Below are 15,988 nucleotides of genomic sequence, written 5' to 3'. Positions count from 1 at the left end.
CGGATATGCGCATTCTGCTGATCGAGGATGATCGCGTCATCGCAGGCGCGGTGCGCGAACAGGCCGAAAGCGAAGGGCATTCCGTCGATTGGGCCGCTCGTCTGGATGCAGCAGCCGATGCCATGGCGACCGCCCACCATGATCTGATCCTTCTGGACCTTATGCTGCCCGATGGGCGCGGACTGCCCTTCCTGCGCAGCCTGCGCGCGCGCGGCGACAGCACGCCCGTCATCATCATGACGGCGCTGGATCAGGTGTCGGACCGGATCGACGGACTGAATGCCGGGGCCGATGACTATCTGGTGAAACCCTTCGACCTCACCGAACTTACCGCCCGCATCGGGGCCGTATCCCGCCGCTATGCCGGAAATCCCAACCCCCTGATCGAACGGGGCGATCTGTCCATCGACATCGCCGCCCGCCGCCTGATGCGCGCTGGAAAGCCCGTCACGCTGACCGCGCGGGAATGGGTCCTGCTCGAGGCATTCTTGCAGAAACCCGGCCAGCTTCTGTCGAAGGCGCAGCTTGAAGAACGGCTCTATTCCTTCGACACCGAAGTCGAAAGCAATACGATCGAGGTTCATGTCAGCCGCCTGCGCAAAAAACTGGGCGCGGATGTCATCGTGACGGAGCGGGGTCTCGGCTACCGTCTGGGCGGCGCATGACGGGTGCCTCGATCCGCCTGCGGACGGCCGTCGCGCTGTCGCTGATCGTGACGCTGCTCTGGCTGGCCACGGCGGCGGTGACCGCGCGCCTTCTGTCCAGCGAATTGGACGAGGTGTTCGATTCTGCCCTTCAGGAAACCGGGCAACGCATCCTGCAACTGGCCGTGGTCGATATTCTGAACCGCGAAGAGGATGGCATCACCCGCCGCATCACGGGTTTGGCCGAACATGAGGAACATTTCACCTATGTCATCCGCGACGCCAACGGGGCCATCCTCCTGACCTCCCATCGCGCCGATCCTGCGGCTTTTCCAGCCTTCGATCAGCCGGGTTTCCATTCCGATGCCGACCGCCGTTACTACCACGAGGCAGCGGTGCGCGGCACGATCCTGCTGACGATCTCGGAACCCCTGTCCCATCGGCGCGAGGTTGGGGTCGAAACGGCGCTTGCGCTGGGCCTGCCGCTTTTGGTCACCATCCCCCTTAGCCTTCTGGCGATCTTCTCGGCGCTGGGCATCGGCCTGCGCCCGCTTGACCGGCTGCGCGAACAGGTGTCGCGGCGCGGAGCGGGGGCGCTGTCGCCCCTGCCGATGGACGGGCTGCCGGCCGAGTTGCAGCCCATCGCCGCCACGGTGAATGATCTTCTGGCCCGGCTCGACCGCGCCTTTGCCGCCGAACGCAGCTTTGCCGCCAATGCCGCGCATGAATTGCGCACCCCGCTTGCCGGTGCCTTGGCGCAGGTCCAGCGCCTGCGCCAGCAGACGCAGGATGCCGAACTGCGCCGCCGCGCCGACGAAATCGAGGCAACCCTGAAACGCCTGACCCGGCTTTCCGAACGGCTGATGCAACTCGCCCGCGCCGAAGGCGCACGCCTGCTGACCGATCAGCCCGCCGATATCCGCCCGGTCCTATCCCTTGTCCTGCGCGATTTCGGCCATGGCCCCGATGCCGCGCGCCTGCACCTTTCCCTGCCGAATGCGGCTATGCTGTCGCGCATCGATCCCGACGCGCTGGCCATTCTTGCCCGCAACCTGATCGAAAACGCCCTGCGCCACGGCGACGGGGGCGATGTTGATGTAAGTTTGGATGGCGGGGGACGGCTTTCCGTCACCAATGACGGCCCCGTTGTGCCCCCCGATCAACTGGCCGCCCTGACCGAACGCTTTGTCCGCGGCAGTCGGGCAGGAGAAGGCAACGGCCTTGGCCTTGCCATCGTGCAAACCATTGCGGGCCGGATCAACGTTCGTCTCGACCTCGTCTCGCCCGTGCCGGGGCGCACAGGGGGCTTTTGCGCCACCATCATCCTACCCGGTGCAGCACAGGTCCCCAGCTAAGCCGCCTTAGCCCGGCCCTTCCGACGCGCCCACGATGCCCCGCAACCCTTCCAAGGTCGTGGTGTAATGATCCGTCAGCAGCTTGCAGGCCAGATCGGCATCGCGGTCGATGGCGGCTTTCAGGATCGCCTCATGTTCCGCCGCTGCCCCCTCGCGCCGTTGCAGGCTGGGATGCACATTCATCGACAGGCTGCGATAACGCACCGCCTGATCCATCATCGTGGAACAGAACCCCAAAAGCCAACCCGACCCGCACCGATCCAACAGCAGAAGGTGAAATTCCTTGTGGCGCTGTTCCCATTCCTCGGAAAGCTCTCGCCCCGCCTCGGCCGGCATCCGCCGCGCCGTCCGCGCCAACCGATGGTATGACAGAACGAGCGCCTCCTCCCATGCCTCATCCGCCCGAGCGATGGATTCCCGCAGGGCCAGCGTCTCCAGCCAGATCCGCGTCTTCACCAGTTCTTCCAGCGAGGTCATGGAAATCTCGGCCACGAAGAACCCGCGCTGGCTCTTGCGTTCCACCAACCCTTCCGAGGAAAGCCGGTTCAGCGCCTCGCGCACCGGGGCGATCCCAATGGCATAGCGCTCCGAGATCGCCTCGATCTGCAACTTCTCACCGGGAAACAGTTCGCCATTCAGAATGTCCCGCCGGATACGCTCATGCGCCTGTTCCGACAGGTTTCTGGGATCGCTCAACCCCTTGTCAGAGGCATTCATCGTCACATCACTCCACCGGGCCGATCTGCCTTGTTCCAGAACACAAGCTTCTTCTGCAACCAGACGACCGTGAAATAAAGGGCCAAGCCCAGCAGGCTTAGATATAGGATCAGCGCGAACACACGCGGCGTATCCATCTGGCTGGCCGATTGCCGGATCAGCGCGCCAAAACCCTGCCCGCCGCCCAAGAACTCACCCGTGATCGCCCCAGCCATCACGCCGACGGCGGCGATCTTCAACCCCGTGAAGATATGCGGCAGGCCTGTGGGCAGCTTCAGCCGCACCAAGGTCTGCCAGCGCGTCGCCCCCATGGATTTGAACAACATGCGTTCATTCTCGCTCGCGGCATAAAGGCCTGCGGCGGTGGACACCACGATGGGAAAGGTCGCGATGAATGCCGCCAGCGCCACCTTGGATGAAATGTCGAACCCCAGCCACGCAATGAACAGTGGTGCGAAGGCCACTTTCGGCATGGTGTCGATGGCCACCAGATAGGGCATCACCGCCCGCTCGCCGAATTTCGTCTCGCCCACCAGAACGCCCAGCGAGAACCCGATCGCCCCAGCAATCAGAAAGGCCCAGAACACCGTCCGCGTCGTCGTCCATAGCGCGGCCAGCATGTAATCGCCCGACAAAAGGTTCTTGCCCACGAAGATCAGGTCCGACAGCGTCTCGGCCGGGCTGGGCAGGATGATGGGCGACACCCATCCCATCCGCGCCGTGGCCAGATCCCAGATCGTGATCACCACCACCGCCAGGGCCAGCATCGCCACCCAGCGCGGGATACGGTCAATAAAGGATTCGCGCTCTACCCAGACGGTATCGGCATTCGGATCGGGCAGGGTTGTCATTCATGGGCCTCCTTCCCCAGAAGGTCACGGATATGGGCAACGATCTCGCCAAAGCGCGGGGTGTTGATCATCTCCAGCGTGCGGGGGCGCGGCAGATCGACCACAATCTCCTCCACCACCCGCCCCGGACGCGGCTTCATCACAAGAATGCGGTCCGACAGGATCACCGCCTCGGCCAGCGAATGGGTGACCAGGAAGGCCGTCGCATTCTGTTCTGCACAGATGCGCTGCAATTCCATATTCATGAAATCGCGCGTCAATTCGTCCAGCGCCGAAAACGGCTCATCCAAGAGCAGCACCGCCGGGTTCGAAATCAGCATTCGGCAGATCGACGCCCGCTGCGCCATCCCGCCCGACAACTCGCCCGGATAGACATTGGCGAAATCGCCAAGCCCCACCAGCGTCAGCAAATCCTGTGCGCGGGGCAGGGCGGCTTTGGCCGCCGCGCGCCCTTCGCGAATTTCGATCGGCAGGACGATATTCTCGATCGTCGTCTTCCACGGCAGCAATGTCGCCTGCTGGAACATCATCCCGATATCGTCACGCGGGCCTGTGACGGGCCGCCCCGCCAACATCACCCGCCCCGTTGTAGGCGGCAAGAGCCCCGACATGATCTTCAGCAATGTCGATTTCCCGCAGCCTGACGATCCGACGACCGACACGAACTCCCCTTCATGCAGGGTCAGGTTCACATCGGTCAGCGCCGTCAGGCGGTTGCGGGCATAGGTCTTCGACAGCCGCGCGATCTCATAGACCGGTCGCCGCGGGGCGACCGGTTCTGCTGTCATGGGTCGGGGCTCTGCCATCGTCATCAGGCGTTCCAGCCTGCCACGAAATCATTCGTGTAGACAGCGGAAAGGTCCTCCAGCGGTGCCTCCAGCGCGCCCGAAGCCACGGCGCTGTCATGGATCTTCTGCCAATGCTCCGGCGGCTGATAGCCAAAGCCCTGCGCGGCAAAGGCCTCGGTCGGCGTCATGCGGAACACCACCCCGTCATAGAGCGAGGCCGCATAATCCTGTTCGCCTTCCTGCGGGTTGCCTGCCGCACAATGCGCCAGCGCCTTTTCCTTGTTCGCCGGATCGGACGCAAAACGCATCCCCCGCACCAGCGCTTTGCCGAATTTCGGCGCAAGATCGGGTGTGGCGGCCATCTGGCTTTCCAGCATGGCAATGCCGTTGCCGAAGAAGCCCAGATAGGCCTCGGGCGTGATTTCGCGCAAGGTCAGCCCGCGCGAGGCAAGGATCGCCGCATCCGACACCGCGCCCGCATAGGACCCCACCTCGTCACGCAGGAAGGCCACCGCCGCGGTGCCGCCATCACCGACGGGCAAGAAGCTGTAATCCGCGCCTTCTGCCATCCCCAGATCGGTCATGATCGCGCGGGTGAAGGACACTTCCGCCCCATCCGCCGTGCCCACGCCGATCACGGTTCCCTTCAGATCAGCCGGGGTCTGATAGGCGCTTTCATCCTTGACCAGCAGGCCGAAGACCGACTTGGGATAGAGGTTGTACAGGAACTTCACATCCACCCCGCGCGACCGCGCACCAAGGGTCGGCCCCGGTCCCGGCGCGCCGATCTGCGCCTGACCCGCCGACATCGCCTGCAGCACGGCGGAAGACCCGTCAATGGCCTCAAGCCGCAGGTCAAGGCCTTCCTCCCCAAAATAGCCTTCGCCCACAGCGACCCAATAGGGCAGCCAAGTCAGGGCGGACGGGTTGGGCACCGCAAAGGTCACCGCCGTCTGCGCCCGGACGATGGCCGGTGCACCAAGCACAAGGCCCGCCGCCCCCCCCGCAGTCAGCAAGCCAAAGCCGCGCCGCGTCAGTCTTGTCGTGGTCATGATGTCTCTCCTCCCTTTTGTTTCTTCGTCTTGTTCCCTTGGAACGCCGGTCCGGGTGGGCCGTCCGCGCGCTCTCCACCTCACGCTATACGATTCGTTGTGAAAATCAAAAAAATATACAAAACATCCGAAAATCAGTTTTCGTATCTTGATCTGCGCGGCGAAGCGGGAAATCCTTGCCCGAAGATTGAAGCGAATCCTCGGGCCGCCCGGCCCCCCTTTGCAGGAGACAGACATGGCGGCATTTGCCCTTACCCCCCCGGCGCAGGCCCATCTCGACATCACCGGATCGGATGAAAAATTCCCCGTCCGGCGCATCTACTGCATCGGCAAGAACTATCTGGCCCATATCCATGAGATGAACGCAGACGAGCGTGACCCGCCGGTGATCTTCATGAAGCCGACCGATGCCATCGTGAAAAACGGCGGCGAAATCCCCTATCCGGTCTTCACCAACAACTTCCATTACGAATGCGAACTTGTGGTCGCGCTGAAGTCGGGCGGCTACAACATTCCGGTCTCTGAGGCGAACAGCCATATCTACGGCTATGCCGTCGGCCTCGACATGACCCGCCGCGACCACCAGCCCGAAGTGATGGCCAAGGGCATGCCGTGGGAGGTGACGAAGGGTTTTGACATGTCCGCCCCCATCGGCCCCATCACCCCCGCCTCGGCCTGCGGCATCCTCACCAGCGGGCATGTCACGCTCAAGGTGAACGGCGACGTGCGGCAGGATGCCGATATCTCGCTGATGATCTGGAAGGTCGATGAGATCATCTCGAAGATCTCGGAACAGCACCGCCTGATGCCGGGTGACATCATCCTGACGGGCACGCCCGCAGGCGTAGGCGCCGTGGTCAGCGGCGATGTGCTGGATTGCTCGGTCGATGGGCTTGAACCGATGCAGGTCCGCATCGGCGGCAAGGCTGCGTGACCGATACCGCCATGACGGGCGCGGCCGATCTTCTGGCCCATGGGACGGCCACGCTCTGCGAGGCGTGGCCCTCTGCCACCCTGATCGACCGCCCCCTTCGCCCCCTTGCCCCCGGCATGGCGCTGGCAGGGCCAGCCCTTCCCGTGATCTGCCAGCCGGGGGACAACCTTGCCCTGCACCTTGCCATCGCCGCCGCCCGTCCGGGTGACGTGCTGGTGGTCGATTACGGCGGCAGCCTTGCCTCCGGCCCGTTCGGCGAGGTGATGGCCCTTGCCTGCACCCTGCGCGGTATCGCAGGCCTTGTCATAGACGGCGCCGTGCGCGACAGCGCCCAGATCGCCGCCATGGGCTTTCCCGTCTTCTGCGCAGGCCTGAACATCCGCGGCACAACGAAACGTCACCCCGGCACCATCGGCGCACCCATAACCCTTGGCGGGGCCACCATTCGCCCCGGCGACATCATTCTCGCCGACGCCGATGCCTTGGTCTGCCTGCCTGCTTCTGATCTTGCCCCCGCCCTCGCCGCTGCCGCCACCCGCACGGAAAAAGAGGCCCGGATGATGGACCGCCTCCGCGCCGGAGAAACCACCCTGCAAATATTGGGATTGAACGGAGCCACGCCATGACACAGACCATCGGCATCGCCGGAACCGGCCGCATGGGCACCGCCTTCGCCCGTCGCCTGATCGAAACGGGACATTCCGTCCGCATCTGGAACCGTAGCCCCGACCGGATGGCCGAGGCGATGGGGGCAGGGGCCGAGGCGGTCGATATCCCCCGCCTCGCCGCCTGCGACGCGATCCTTCTTTCGCTCACCGATGCCACCGCATCGACGGCTGTGATGGACGCCCTTGCCAGCGCCGGGATCAATGGGCGGCTTGTCATCGACATGTCCACGCTTCCCCCCGCCATGGCCGAAGCGCTTGCCGCGCAGGCCACCTCTGCCGGCGCGGATTTTGTGCATTGCCCCGTCGGCGGCACCGTGGCTCCCGCCCTCAAGGGGCAGCTTCTGGGCATGGCGGGCGGCACGGATGCCGCCATCGCCCGCGCCCGCCCGATCCTCGATAGCCTTTGCCGCCGTGTCGAAGCCGTGGGCAGCCCTGCCGCTGCTGCCCGCATGAAACTCGCCGTCAACCTGCCACTCGCAATCTATTGGCAGACCTTGGGCGAAAGCCTGCGCCTCTTGCGCGGCGCGGGCATCGACCCGGAACAGGCCATAAGCCTGATTGCCGACAGTTCCGCAGGCCCCACCGTGCTGAAGAACCGTGCGCAGATCGTGGTCGATACGCTGCGCGGCACCGATCACCCGGGCACCTTTGATCTGGCAGGGCTGGCCAAGGACTTGCGTCTCGCGCTCGATCTTGCCCAATCCGACGGCGCGGGGCTGCCTTTGGCCGCCGATGCCCTTGCCACCTATGAGGCCGCAATCGCCTCCGGCCTGTCCGGCTTTGACGGGGCCAGCCTCACCCGCCGCATCGCAGAAGGCTGATAGGGCAGAGGGCCACACGCCCCCCCCCCCAATCCAACCACCCTAATATTTCAAGCTTGAAGTTTCCGTTGACAGATCCGCCGCCCCCGTGAAACCTTAACTGCAAAGTTAAGAAATTCGCGCATGCGAATCGAATGAACAGGGATGGTGGCGATGCTTCGGGAACGCATCGAAGGCAAATGGCTTGCCGCCTTTCGGCGTGTCTTTGCGCTGAACGGCATAGGGCAGGGGACAGAGGTCGCGATCCTTTCGGAAACGCAGTCGCGCCCGGTTCTGGTGCATCTTTCCGAACTGGCCGCCCATGACCTTGGCGCGTCCTTCTGCATGATCTCCATGCCCACGCCGCCGCAAACCGCCCCCGTCCCGGTGAAATCCACCGGCACCTCTTGGGCGATCCAAGGCAACCGCGCCGTGATCGAGGCGCTCAAGCGTGTCGACATCATCGTCGATTGCACCGTCGAAGGCCTGATCCACGCCCCCGAATGGCCCGAAATCGAAGAGGCAGGCCGCACCCGCCTGCTCGTCATCACGAACGAACATCCCGAAATCCTTGAACGCACCGAACCCAAGGCCGAGGATGCGGTGAAACTCCAGATCGGCATCCAGATGCTGCGCGAGGCGTCCGAAATGCGCGTCACCTCCGCCGCTGGCACCGACCTGACCGTCAACCTGCGGGGCGCGCCCTGTGGCGGGACCGCAGGCTTTGGCACCACCGCCGGCGCGGTGGCGCATTGGCCGGGCGGCCTCTGCCTTGCTTTCCCCGGCAAGGATGCGGTCAACGGGCGCATCGTGATGGACGTGGGCGACATGAACCTGACGTTCAAAACCTTCCTCACCAGCCGCATCGATTTCACCATCGAAAACGATTTCGTCACCGCGATCCGTGGCGATGGCATCGATGCCCTCCACTTCCGCGAATATATGGAATCATGGGGCGACCGGAACGCCTATGGCCTGTCCCATGTGGGCTGGGGGATGAACCACGGCGCGAAATGGGTTTCCGCCGCGATGTATGACAAGCGCGACATGCAGGCCGTCGAATTCCGCGCCATTGCCGGATCGTTCCTCTGGTCCACTGGCGCCAATCAATATGCGGGCCGCTACACGCTAGGCCATTTCGACCTGCCGATGCGCAACTGCACCATCGCCCTCGACGGGCGCGTCGTCGTGCGCGACGGCGTTCTGCAAGGAGAGCTTGCCTGATGACCGAACAGCGCCCCATCGCCGCCGCCATGCCCATGAGCCATCCGGGCGATTACTACGACCTCTCGCGCATCCGGCCCGAAGTGCTGACAATGCTCGAAAAGGTCAATGCGATGGGCGCGACTTTCGCCGCCCGCGCCAAGGCCGTAGACGACGACGCCTCCTTCCCGGTGGACAATTACCGCGATCTGGCCGAGGCCGGTTTCCTCACCCTCTGCATCCCAGAAGAGTTTGGCGGCATGGGCTTTTCCATGTGGGAATACGCCATGGTCGGGGCCGAGATCGCGAAATATTGCGGGGCCACCGCACTGACCTTCAACATGCACAACTCGTCCATGGCATGGTCGCGCTTCATGTTCGAAATGCCCAATCTGACAGCGGAAGAGAAAGCCGCCTTCGCCCCCCTGCGCGAACGCCAGTTCCGCCGCGCCGTGGCCGAACGGGCGATCTATTCGCAGCCCATTTCCGAAGGCGGGCAGAACTGGACCTCGAAGCCGAACCAGACCCAATGCCGCGCCGTCGAAGGGGGATGGCGCATCAACGGCTTCAAGAAATTCGCCTCCCTCGCCGGCTATTGCGACTATTACACCATCGTCTGCACCGAAGTCTTTGAAGGTATCGAACCCCGGCACGAAGACACGATGCTTTTCGTCGTCCACAAGGATGCCCCCGGCCTGTCGGTCAAGGGCGACTGGGACCCGCTCGGCATGCGCGGCACCAACAGCCGCGACCTGATCCTCAAGGACGTCTTCGTGACGGCGGATGACCTGCTGATGCCGCGCGGCATCTTTGGCAAGACCCTGCCCAACTGGCCGCATATGATGGCAACCCTTTCGCCCACCTATATGGGCGTGGCACAGGGGGCCTTCGATTTTACCGTGGCCTATCTCAAGGGTCAGGTGCCCGGCCAACCCCCGATCGACCGTCGCATGTATGCCACCAAACGCATCGCGGTGGGCAAGATGTATGCCCGCCTCGCCAATATGCGCGCCCTCTGGTGGCAGGCCTTTTCCGAAGCCAAGGGCTTTCCGTCAAAGGCCGAGGTGATGCGCATGTACGCCGCGCAATATAACGTGATGGAGGGCGCGGCCGAGATGACCAGCATGGCCATCCGCACCTGCGGCGGGCAATCCATGCTGCGCTCTCTCCCCCTCGAACGGATGTATCGCGACAGCCGCTGCGGCGCGCTGATGCTGCCCTATACTTCTGAAATCATGGAAGATTACCTGTCCATCCTCACCCTCTACGACATGGACGAGATCGACGAAGCCCCCGGCGACGAAGGCGGCGCGCGCAACTCGCTCTGGCGCGGGGATGCGGGCGCTCTCAAGGGGCTGCGCTAGCGCCATGCCGCGCGAGGGCGTCCATGTCCACGGCCATTGCCCCGCCGACGCGGCGGCGGTCTGGGCCACGATCCGTGATTTCGCCGGGGCATGGCATCCATGGATCGACACGATCCGCGCCGAACGCGATGCGCAGGGCCACCTGATCCGCAGCTTCACCGTGAAGGGCGAGGCGACGCTTTACCGCGAACAGCGCAGCTATCTGTCCGACAGCGACCGCACGCTCGCCTATACCCATCTGGAAGGCATCGCCGGATGCGAGGCTTATGATGCCCGCGTCACCGTGACCCCGTCCGAAGCGGGTGGCTGCACCGTGACATGGACGGCCCAGATCGCCGCGCCCCAACCGCGCCTGCAAGCCATCTGCGACGGAACCCGCGCCGTGTTTCAGGCCGGGATCGCGGCCCTCGCACAGGGCGGGGGGGGGGGGGGGCCGCCCCCCCGGGGGGGGGGGGGGGGGGGGGGGGGGGGGGGGGGGGGGGGGGGGGGGGGGGGGGGGGGGGGGGGGGGGGGGGGGGGGTTGGGGGCCGCGGGGGGGGGGGGCGGGGGGGGGGGGGGGGACACCCCCCGGACCCCCCCCCGCACCCCCCCGCCCCCCCCACCCAGATCGAAGAGCGGGTGATCGACGATCTCCCCCGCCTCGGCCTTTCCCTGACCCCTGACCTTGGCGATGATCGCCTCTGCCTGTTTCTTCACGGCATCGGCGGCGGGCGCGGCAATTGGCGCGCCCAACTGGCCGCCGCCGCCCCCCATATCCGCGCCGCAGCGCTTGATCTGCGCGGTTACGGCGACAGCACGCTTGGCCCCCGTGGGTCCACCGTGGATGACTACTGCGCCGATATCCTGCGCATCTGCGATGTGCTGGGTGCCCGCCGCCTGACCTTCGTTGGCCTCTCCTACGGGTCGTGGATCGCCACTTCCTTTGCCATGCGCCACCCCGAAATGCTCGACGGCCTTGTCCTGTCCGGTGGCTGCACCGGCATGTCCGAGGCAGGGCCAGAAGAACGCGAAGCCTTCCGCCTGTCCCGCGAAGTGCCCTTGAACGCAGGCCAAGTGCCCGCCGATTTCGCCCCCGCCGTTGTCAAGGTGCTGGCCAGCCCCGATGCCACGGAAACGGTAAAGGCCGAACTTCTGGCCTCCATGTCCGCGATCACCGCGCCCACCTATCGTGACGCGCTCCTCTGTTTCACCAATCCGCGCGAACGCTTTGATTTCGCACGCCTCACCATGCCCGTCCTGATGATGACCGGGGAACATGACCGCCTCGCCCCACCGTCCGAGATTCGCGCCGTGGCAGGCCGCATCTGGGACAGCGCCCGCCGCCCCGATGTGCGGTTCGAGGTGATCCAAGGTGCGGGCCATGTCTGCAACCTTGAACAGCCGGGCCTCTATGCCCGCCACCTGACCGATTTCCTTCAGGGCCTGCCGAAATGACCGCCCTCTCGCGCCGCGAACAGAACCGGATGGAACGGACGCGGCGCATCCTCGACGGCGCGTTGCGCGTCTTTGCCGAGGCCGGCTATTCCGGGACCACCATGGACGCCATCGCCGCCGCCGTGGGCCTGTCGAAACCCACGCTCTACCAGTATTTCGACAGCAAAGAGACGCTGTTTCAGGCCATGATGCTGGGCCAGCGCGACCGCATGATGACTGTCTTCGAACACCCCTCAGCTCAGGGCATGGTCCATGACCTGCACGCCTTCGCATGGGATTATGCCGATGTGGTCATGCGCCCCGAAATGCTCTCGCTGGCCCGCCTCATCATCGGCGAGGTGCAGCGCTTTCCCGAAATCGGTCGCGCCTATCAAGCCAGCGGCCCGGATCGCCTGCTTGCGGGCATCATGGCCTATCTCGATGCGCAGCGCGCCGCAGATCGCCTTGCTTTCGACGATGCCGAACTCGCCGCGCAAGACCTGTGGGGTCTGATCCTCTCCGCCCCCCGCACACAGGCCCTCTATCGCCCCGATGCCATGCCGGGGCGGGATGATCTGGCACGATACATCACCAACGGCCTGCGCGTCTTCCTGCGCGCCTATTCCACCGATCCGCCACGCGATCTTGAACAGCTAGAGGCGCTTGCAAGCGCCCACACCACAGGGACAGGACCATGACACTCGACGACTATCTTTCCGATCCGTCCAGCCGCTTTGCCACCGTCGCCATGGCCGACACCAACGGCCTTCTGCGCGGGCAGATGGTTTCGGTCAAAAGCCTGCGGGGCATCGCGCAAAACGGCATGGGCATGGCCCCTGCGCAGCTTTCGCTCGACCCGACGGATGTCCTGCTCACCATCCCCGGCGTGAATGACGAAACGGGCGATTTCCACGACGACCCCCTGCAACTTGACCCCGCTACAACTCGCCGTCTGCCATGGTCGACGCCGGGGCATGATCTTCTGGTCCTGTCGAACTTCACCGGGGAAAGCGCGCGCCTCTGCCCCCGCGCGATCCTGAAATCCGTCCTCGCCCGCGCGGCCGAGGCGGGCTTCATCCCGAAATACGGAATGGAACTGGAATATACCCTCTTTGACGAAAGCGCCGAAAGCGCCCGCGCCAAGGGATACCGCAACCTCAAACCCGCGACGCAGCATGCCAGCCACGACCTGACGATCTATCAGGCCGTCCAGACAGAATGGTATGAATCCATCGCCCAGATGTGCGAGGCGCTGAAGATCGACCTTGCCAAGATGCATGAAGAGATCGGCGCAGGCTTCATGGAGGCCTGCATCGGCGCAGGCGAAGGGCTGGAACCCGCCGACCAGCTTGTGCTGCTGAAGAACTTCATCCGCGCGCTGGCCCTGCGTCAGGGAAGGTCCGTCACCTTCATGCCGCGCTGGAACGAACAGGCCGACAGCCAGTCGATCCATCTGCATATCAGCCTGAAAAACCGCGCGGGCCAGCCGCTGTTCCACGATCCGGGCGCGAAGAACGGCATCAGCCAGACGTTCCTGCACTTCCTCGGCGGCTTGCAGAAATACATCGGCGATATGACCCTGATCTTCCAGCCCACGGTGAACAGCTACCGTCGCTTTGCCCCCGGCACCTTCGCGCCCCCCGGCCTGACTTGGGGCTATGAAAACCGCACCACCTGCTTCCGTGTTGTGGGCCATGACGCGGGCAGCCTGCGGGTGGAAAACCGCCTGCCCGGGGCGGATACCAACCCCTATCTCACCACCGCCGCGACCCTTGCCGCCGGGGTGGCAGGGATCATCGAAGGGCTGGAGCCTGACCCCGAAACGCTGGGATCGGGCTATGCCCAGACACCGCCCCGCGATTTCGCGCGGTCGATGCCCGAGGCGATCGATCGCCTGCGGGGTTCCGATTTCGCCAAGGATTGGCTGGGCGCCCGCTTTGTCGAAGCCTTCACCTCCACCCGCGAAGGCCAATATGACGAATTCCGCCGCAAGGTTCCCGATGTGGAACTGGAACGCTTCTTCGATCTGGGATGACGGGTATGGAGGACCTCCGCGCCCGTTTCTTGGAAGGCATGAGCCGCGCCGCCACCTTCGTCGCCGTTGCCACCACCGATGGCGAAGGGGGTAGGGCAGGGGTCACCGTATCCTCGCTGACCTCCGTCGCGGCGGATGGGGATCAGCCCTCGCTTCTGGCCTGCCTCCACCATCAAAGCCCTGCCGCAGCCGCGATCCTGAGAAACCGCGCCTTCTGCGCCAATCTTCTGGCCGAAGACCAGCAGGCACTGGCCGACCTTTTCGCCGGGCGCGACGGCAAGGACCAATCCGCCCGCTTCGACCGCGCGGATTGGTCCCCCGGCAGGCTGGGCCAGCCCATCCTTGCGGGCGCGACCGCGGTTTTCGAATGCCGCCTCGCCACCACACTGCTGTGGGAGACGCATCACATCATCGTCGGGCGCGTCCACGCCGTCCGACTGTCAGACCACCCCGCCGCGCTGCTTTATGGCCAGCGCGCCTATCGCCGGGCGGTGCATCTTCCGGCACCCGAGGTCTGACGCAAACCATCCACCGGCCCGTCAGAGGCCGGGGTCACCCTGGGGCACGCGGCGCAAAGACCGTGGCCCATAACCAACAAGGAGCTTCGAATGGGACAAGGAACAGGGACTTCGGGAACAGGGACTTCGGGAACAGGGAACACGGGGGGCGGCGCAAACCAGTTGCGCCGAAACTCGCTGGGGCTATTGGCCGTCACCTTCATGGTGATCTCGGCGGCAGCCCCCCTCACCGGGGTGGCGGGGGCTGTGCCCATCGCCTTCCTCATCGGAAACGGCACGGGCGTGCCTGCGACCTTCCTTTTCATGACGCTGGTCATGCTCGCCTTCGCGGTGGGCTATGTGGCCATGTCGCGGCATGTCAAGAACGCGGGGGCCTTCTATGCCTATGCCGCGCGCGGCCTTGGCGGGCGCTGGGCGGGGGCCACGGCCTTCACCGCGCTGGCGGCCTATAACGCCATGCAATTCGGCCTGATCGGCCTCCTGGGCGGCATCTCGGCAGGCGTCTTCGGCAGCTTTGGCATCCACCTGCCCTGGTGGGGATGGAGCCTGATCGCCATCGCCCTTGTCGGCCTCCTCGGCTATCGACAGGTGGACCTCTCGGCCAAGGTTCTGATCGTCCTCGTGGCGCTGGAATACCTCATCGTCCTGATCGTCGATTTCGCCATCCTCGCCGCAGGTGGGGCCACGGATGCGGGCGGGCTGTCGGTCAATCTCTTTGACACCAACGCCATCTTCTCCGGCTCTCTCACCGCGGCCATCCTCTTCTGCCTTGGCTCCTTCATCGGGTTCGAGGCGACAACGATCTACGCTGAAGAGGCGCGCGACCCCGAAAAGACCATCCCCCGCGCGACCTATCTTTCCGTGCTGATGATCGGCCTGTTCTTCGTCTTCACCACCTGGCTGATGATCGCAGGCGTCGGGGCAGAGAACCTCATCCCCACCATCGGCGGTCTGGCCGACCCGACCGAATACTTCTTCATGCTGGCCGATATCTACGTGGGCGGCCCGGTCCCGCCCATCGCGGGGCTGCTGCTGGTCTCCAGCCTCTTTGCCGCGCTCTCGGCCTTTCACAACTACATCGCCCGCTACAGCTATGTCGCGGGGCGCGAGGGGCTTTTGCCCGCAGCCTTCGGCCGTACCCATGCCACCCATGCCAGCCCGCATGTGGGGTCCGTCGTGCAAACGGTGGGCGCGCTGATCGTGCTGGCGATCTTTGCAGGCCTTGGCCTTGATCCGATCCTGAACATGTTCACATGGATCAGCCAGATCGGCACCTTGGGCGTGCTGGGTATGATGGTCGTGACGTCGCTGGCCGTGATCGTCTTCTTCCGCCGTCAGCCGGCGGGCGAAGCCCCGGCAATGTCCACCCTGATCCTGCCGGCACTGTCCGGGGCGATCATGGCGGCGCTGTTCCTTTATATCTTCGCCAATTTTGGCGATCTGACGGGAACGGCGGGCGGCGGGCTGAGCTGGATGCTGCCCTCGATCATCCCGCTGGCGGCGGTGGTGGGCTGGCTGGCCGCGCTGCGGCTGGAAAAGGCGGACCCGGCAGGCTTTGCCCGCATGGGCGAAAACCGCGCCTGACCCCGTGACAAGGCGGGGGGGCGGCCATCCGCCCCCCCGCACCCCCCCCAGCTCTCCAAGGT

General features: G+C 64.8%; 17 protein-coding genes. 13 read left to right on the top strand and 4 right to left on the bottom strand.

Annotation, left to right across the window (positions count from 1 at the left end):
* The first annotated feature begins 5 nt into the window (after positions 1 to 5).
* Both QF092_RS07195 and QF092_RS07190 read left to right on the top strand, forming a co-directional pair.
* Positions 6 to 665, top strand: a complete 660-nt coding sequence (locus QF092_RS07195) for a response regulator transcription factor (RefSeq protein WP_281468977.1) — start codon at positions 6 to 8, stop codon at positions 663 to 665.
* Complete coding sequence (locus tag QF092_RS07190) at positions 662 to 1,999, top strand: ATP-binding protein (protein ID WP_281468976.1); 1,338 nt, start codon at positions 662 to 664, stop codon at positions 1,997 to 1,999. Before QF092_RS07195 ends, QF092_RS07190 begins: the two co-directional genes overlap by 4 nt.
* Before the next feature lie 6 nt (positions 2,000 to 2,005).
* Here the strand turns inward: QF092_RS07190 and QF092_RS07185 are convergent, their stop codons facing one another.
* Genes QF092_RS07185 through QF092_RS07170 form a run of 4 tightly spaced genes read right to left on the bottom strand, consistent with a single transcriptional unit; the run spans position 2,006 to position 5,410 of the window.
* Positions 2,006 to 2,716, bottom strand: coding sequence for a GntR family transcriptional regulator (locus tag QF092_RS07185; RefSeq protein ID WP_281469824.1), 711 nt, complete (start codon positions 2,714 to 2,716; stop codon positions 2,006 to 2,008).
* Positions 2,717 to 2,718: 2 nt separating this feature from the next.
* Positions 2,719 to 3,567, bottom strand: coding sequence for an ABC transporter permease (locus QF092_RS07180; protein ID WP_281468974.1), 849 nt, complete (start codon positions 3,565 to 3,567; stop codon positions 2,719 to 2,721).
* A complete protein-coding gene (locus QF092_RS07175; protein ID WP_281468972.1) occupies positions 3,564 to 4,379 on the bottom strand; it encodes an ABC transporter ATP-binding protein in 816 nt (271 codons plus the stop codon). The genes QF092_RS07180 and QF092_RS07175 overlap by 4 nt, the downstream gene beginning before the upstream one ends.
* The gene (locus QF092_RS07170) at positions 4,379 to 5,410 is read right to left on the bottom strand and encodes an ABC transporter substrate-binding protein (protein ID WP_337250662.1); all 1,032 of its coding nucleotides are present in this window, start codon (positions 5,408 to 5,410) and stop codon (positions 4,379 to 4,381) included. The genes QF092_RS07175 and QF092_RS07170 overlap by 1 nt, the downstream gene beginning before the upstream one ends.
* 232 nt (positions 5,411 to 5,642) lie before the next feature.
* On the opposite strand from QF092_RS07170, the gene QF092_RS07165 reads away from it, so the two are divergent.
* The 11 genes from QF092_RS07165 to QF092_RS07115 all read left to right on the top strand — a co-directional run bounded on the left by QF092_RS07165 (position 5,643) and on the right by QF092_RS07115 (position 15,926).
* Positions 5,643 to 6,341 (top strand): fumarylacetoacetate hydrolase family protein, encoded by a 699-nt coding sequence (locus QF092_RS07165; protein WP_281468968.1) that lies wholly within the window; start codon positions 5,643 to 5,645, stop codon positions 6,339 to 6,341.
* Positions 6,338 to 6,967, top strand: coding sequence for an RraA family protein (locus QF092_RS07160; RefSeq protein WP_281468966.1), 630 nt, complete (start codon positions 6,338 to 6,340; stop codon positions 6,965 to 6,967). Before QF092_RS07165 ends, QF092_RS07160 begins: the two co-directional genes overlap by 4 nt.
* Positions 6,964 to 7,830 carry an NAD(P)-dependent oxidoreductase gene (locus QF092_RS07155; RefSeq protein ID WP_281468965.1) on the top strand — a complete coding sequence of 289 codons (867 nt, stop codon included), beginning with the start codon at positions 6,964 to 6,966 and terminating at the stop codon, positions 7,828 to 7,830. The genes QF092_RS07160 and QF092_RS07155 overlap by 4 nt, the downstream gene beginning before the upstream one ends.
* A 153-nt stretch (positions 7,831 to 7,983) precedes the next feature.
* The gene (locus tag QF092_RS07150; RefSeq protein ID WP_281468963.1) at positions 7,984 to 9,033 is read left to right on the top strand and encodes a 2,5-dihydroxypyridine 5,6-dioxygenase NicX family protein; all 1,050 of its coding nucleotides are present in this window, start codon (positions 7,984 to 7,986) and stop codon (positions 9,031 to 9,033) included.
* Positions 9,033 to 10,376, top strand: coding sequence for an acyl-CoA dehydrogenase family protein (locus QF092_RS07145; RefSeq protein WP_281468962.1), 1,344 nt, complete (start codon positions 9,033 to 9,035; stop codon positions 10,374 to 10,376). Before QF092_RS07150 ends, QF092_RS07145 begins: the two co-directional genes overlap by 1 nt.
* A 4-nt stretch (positions 10,377 to 10,380) precedes the next feature.
* On the top strand, positions 10,381 to 10,998 hold the full coding sequence (locus QF092_RS07140; RefSeq protein WP_281468959.1) for an SRPBCC family protein: 618 nt from the start codon (positions 10,381 to 10,383) through the stop codon (positions 10,996 to 10,998).
* A complete protein-coding gene (locus QF092_RS07135; protein ID WP_281468957.1) occupies positions 10,995 to 11,810 on the top strand; it encodes an alpha/beta fold hydrolase in 816 nt (271 codons plus the stop codon). Before QF092_RS07140 ends, QF092_RS07135 begins: the two co-directional genes overlap by 4 nt.
* Complete coding sequence (locus tag QF092_RS07130) at positions 11,807 to 12,487, top strand: TetR/AcrR family transcriptional regulator (RefSeq protein ID WP_281468956.1); 681 nt, start codon at positions 11,807 to 11,809, stop codon at positions 12,485 to 12,487. The genes QF092_RS07135 and QF092_RS07130 overlap by 4 nt, the downstream gene beginning before the upstream one ends.
* A complete protein-coding gene (locus QF092_RS07125; protein WP_281468955.1) occupies positions 12,484 to 13,824 on the top strand; it encodes a glutamine synthetase family protein in 1,341 nt (446 codons plus the stop codon). Before QF092_RS07130 ends, QF092_RS07125 begins: the two co-directional genes overlap by 4 nt.
* Positions 13,825 to 13,862: 38 nt before the next feature.
* Positions 13,863 to 14,342 carry a flavin reductase family protein gene (locus QF092_RS07120; protein ID WP_281468953.1) on the top strand — a complete coding sequence of 160 codons (480 nt, stop codon included), beginning with the start codon at positions 13,863 to 13,865 and terminating at the stop codon, positions 14,340 to 14,342.
* Between the two features lie 162 nt (positions 14,343 to 14,504).
* Positions 14,505 to 15,926 carry an APC family permease gene (locus tag QF092_RS07115; RefSeq protein WP_281468951.1) on the top strand — a complete coding sequence of 474 codons (1,422 nt, stop codon included), beginning with the start codon at positions 14,505 to 14,507 and terminating at the stop codon, positions 15,924 to 15,926.
* Positions 15,927 to 15,988 lie beyond the last annotated feature (62 nt).

The sequence above is a fragment of the Fuscovulum ytuae genome, assembly GCF_029953595.1.
GTDB classification, from domain to species: domain Bacteria; phylum Pseudomonadota; class Alphaproteobacteria; order Rhodobacterales; family Rhodobacteraceae; genus Paragemmobacter; species Paragemmobacter ytuae.
The sequence above is the reverse complement of the archived record's forward strand: the minus strand, read 5'-3'. Positions and strand labels throughout refer to the sequence as shown.

Excerpts from the sequence above, each read along its gene's own strand:
- QF092_RS07165 (WP_281468968.1), top strand. The coding sequence starts at position 5,643 with ATGGCGGCATTTGCCCTTACCCCCCCGGCGCAGGCCCATCTCGACATC.
- QF092_RS07130 (WP_281468956.1), top strand. The coding sequence starts at position 11,807 with ATGACCGCCCTCTCGCGCCGCGAACAGAACCGGATGGAACGGACGCGG.
- QF092_RS07125 (WP_281468955.1), top strand. The coding sequence starts at position 12,484 with ATGACACTCGACGACTATCTTTCCGATCCGTCCAGCCGCTTTGCCACC.
- QF092_RS07185 (WP_281469824.1), bottom strand. The coding sequence starts at position 2,716 with ATGAATGCCTCTGACAAGGGGTTGAGCGATCCCAGAAACCTGTCGGAA.
- QF092_RS07150 (WP_281468963.1), top strand. The coding sequence starts at position 7,984 with ATGCTTCGGGAACGCATCGAAGGCAAATGGCTTGCCGCCTTTCGGCGT.
- QF092_RS07140 (WP_281468959.1), top strand. The coding sequence starts at position 10,381 with ATGCCGCGCGAGGGCGTCCATGTCCACGGCCATTGCCCCGCCGACGCG.
- QF092_RS07195 (WP_281468977.1), top strand. The coding sequence starts at position 6 with ATGCGCATTCTGCTGATCGAGGATGATCGCGTCATCGCAGGCGCGGTG.
- QF092_RS07145 (WP_281468962.1), top strand. The coding sequence starts at position 9,033 with ATGACCGAACAGCGCCCCATCGCCGCCGCCATGCCCATGAGCCATCCG.
- QF092_RS07120 (WP_281468953.1), top strand. The coding sequence starts at position 13,863 with ATGAGCCGCGCCGCCACCTTCGTCGCCGTTGCCACCACCGATGGCGAA.
- QF092_RS07180 (WP_281468974.1), bottom strand. The coding sequence starts at position 3,567 with ATGACAACCCTGCCCGATCCGAATGCCGATACCGTCTGGGTAGAGCGC.
- QF092_RS07190 (WP_281468976.1), top strand. The coding sequence starts at position 662 with ATGACGGGTGCCTCGATCCGCCTGCGGACGGCCGTCGCGCTGTCGCTG.
- QF092_RS07175 (WP_281468972.1), bottom strand. The coding sequence starts at position 4,379 with ATGACGATGGCAGAGCCCCGACCCATGACAGCAGAACCGGTCGCCCCG.
- QF092_RS07155 (WP_281468965.1), top strand. The coding sequence starts at position 6,964 with ATGACACAGACCATCGGCATCGCCGGAACCGGCCGCATGGGCACCGCC.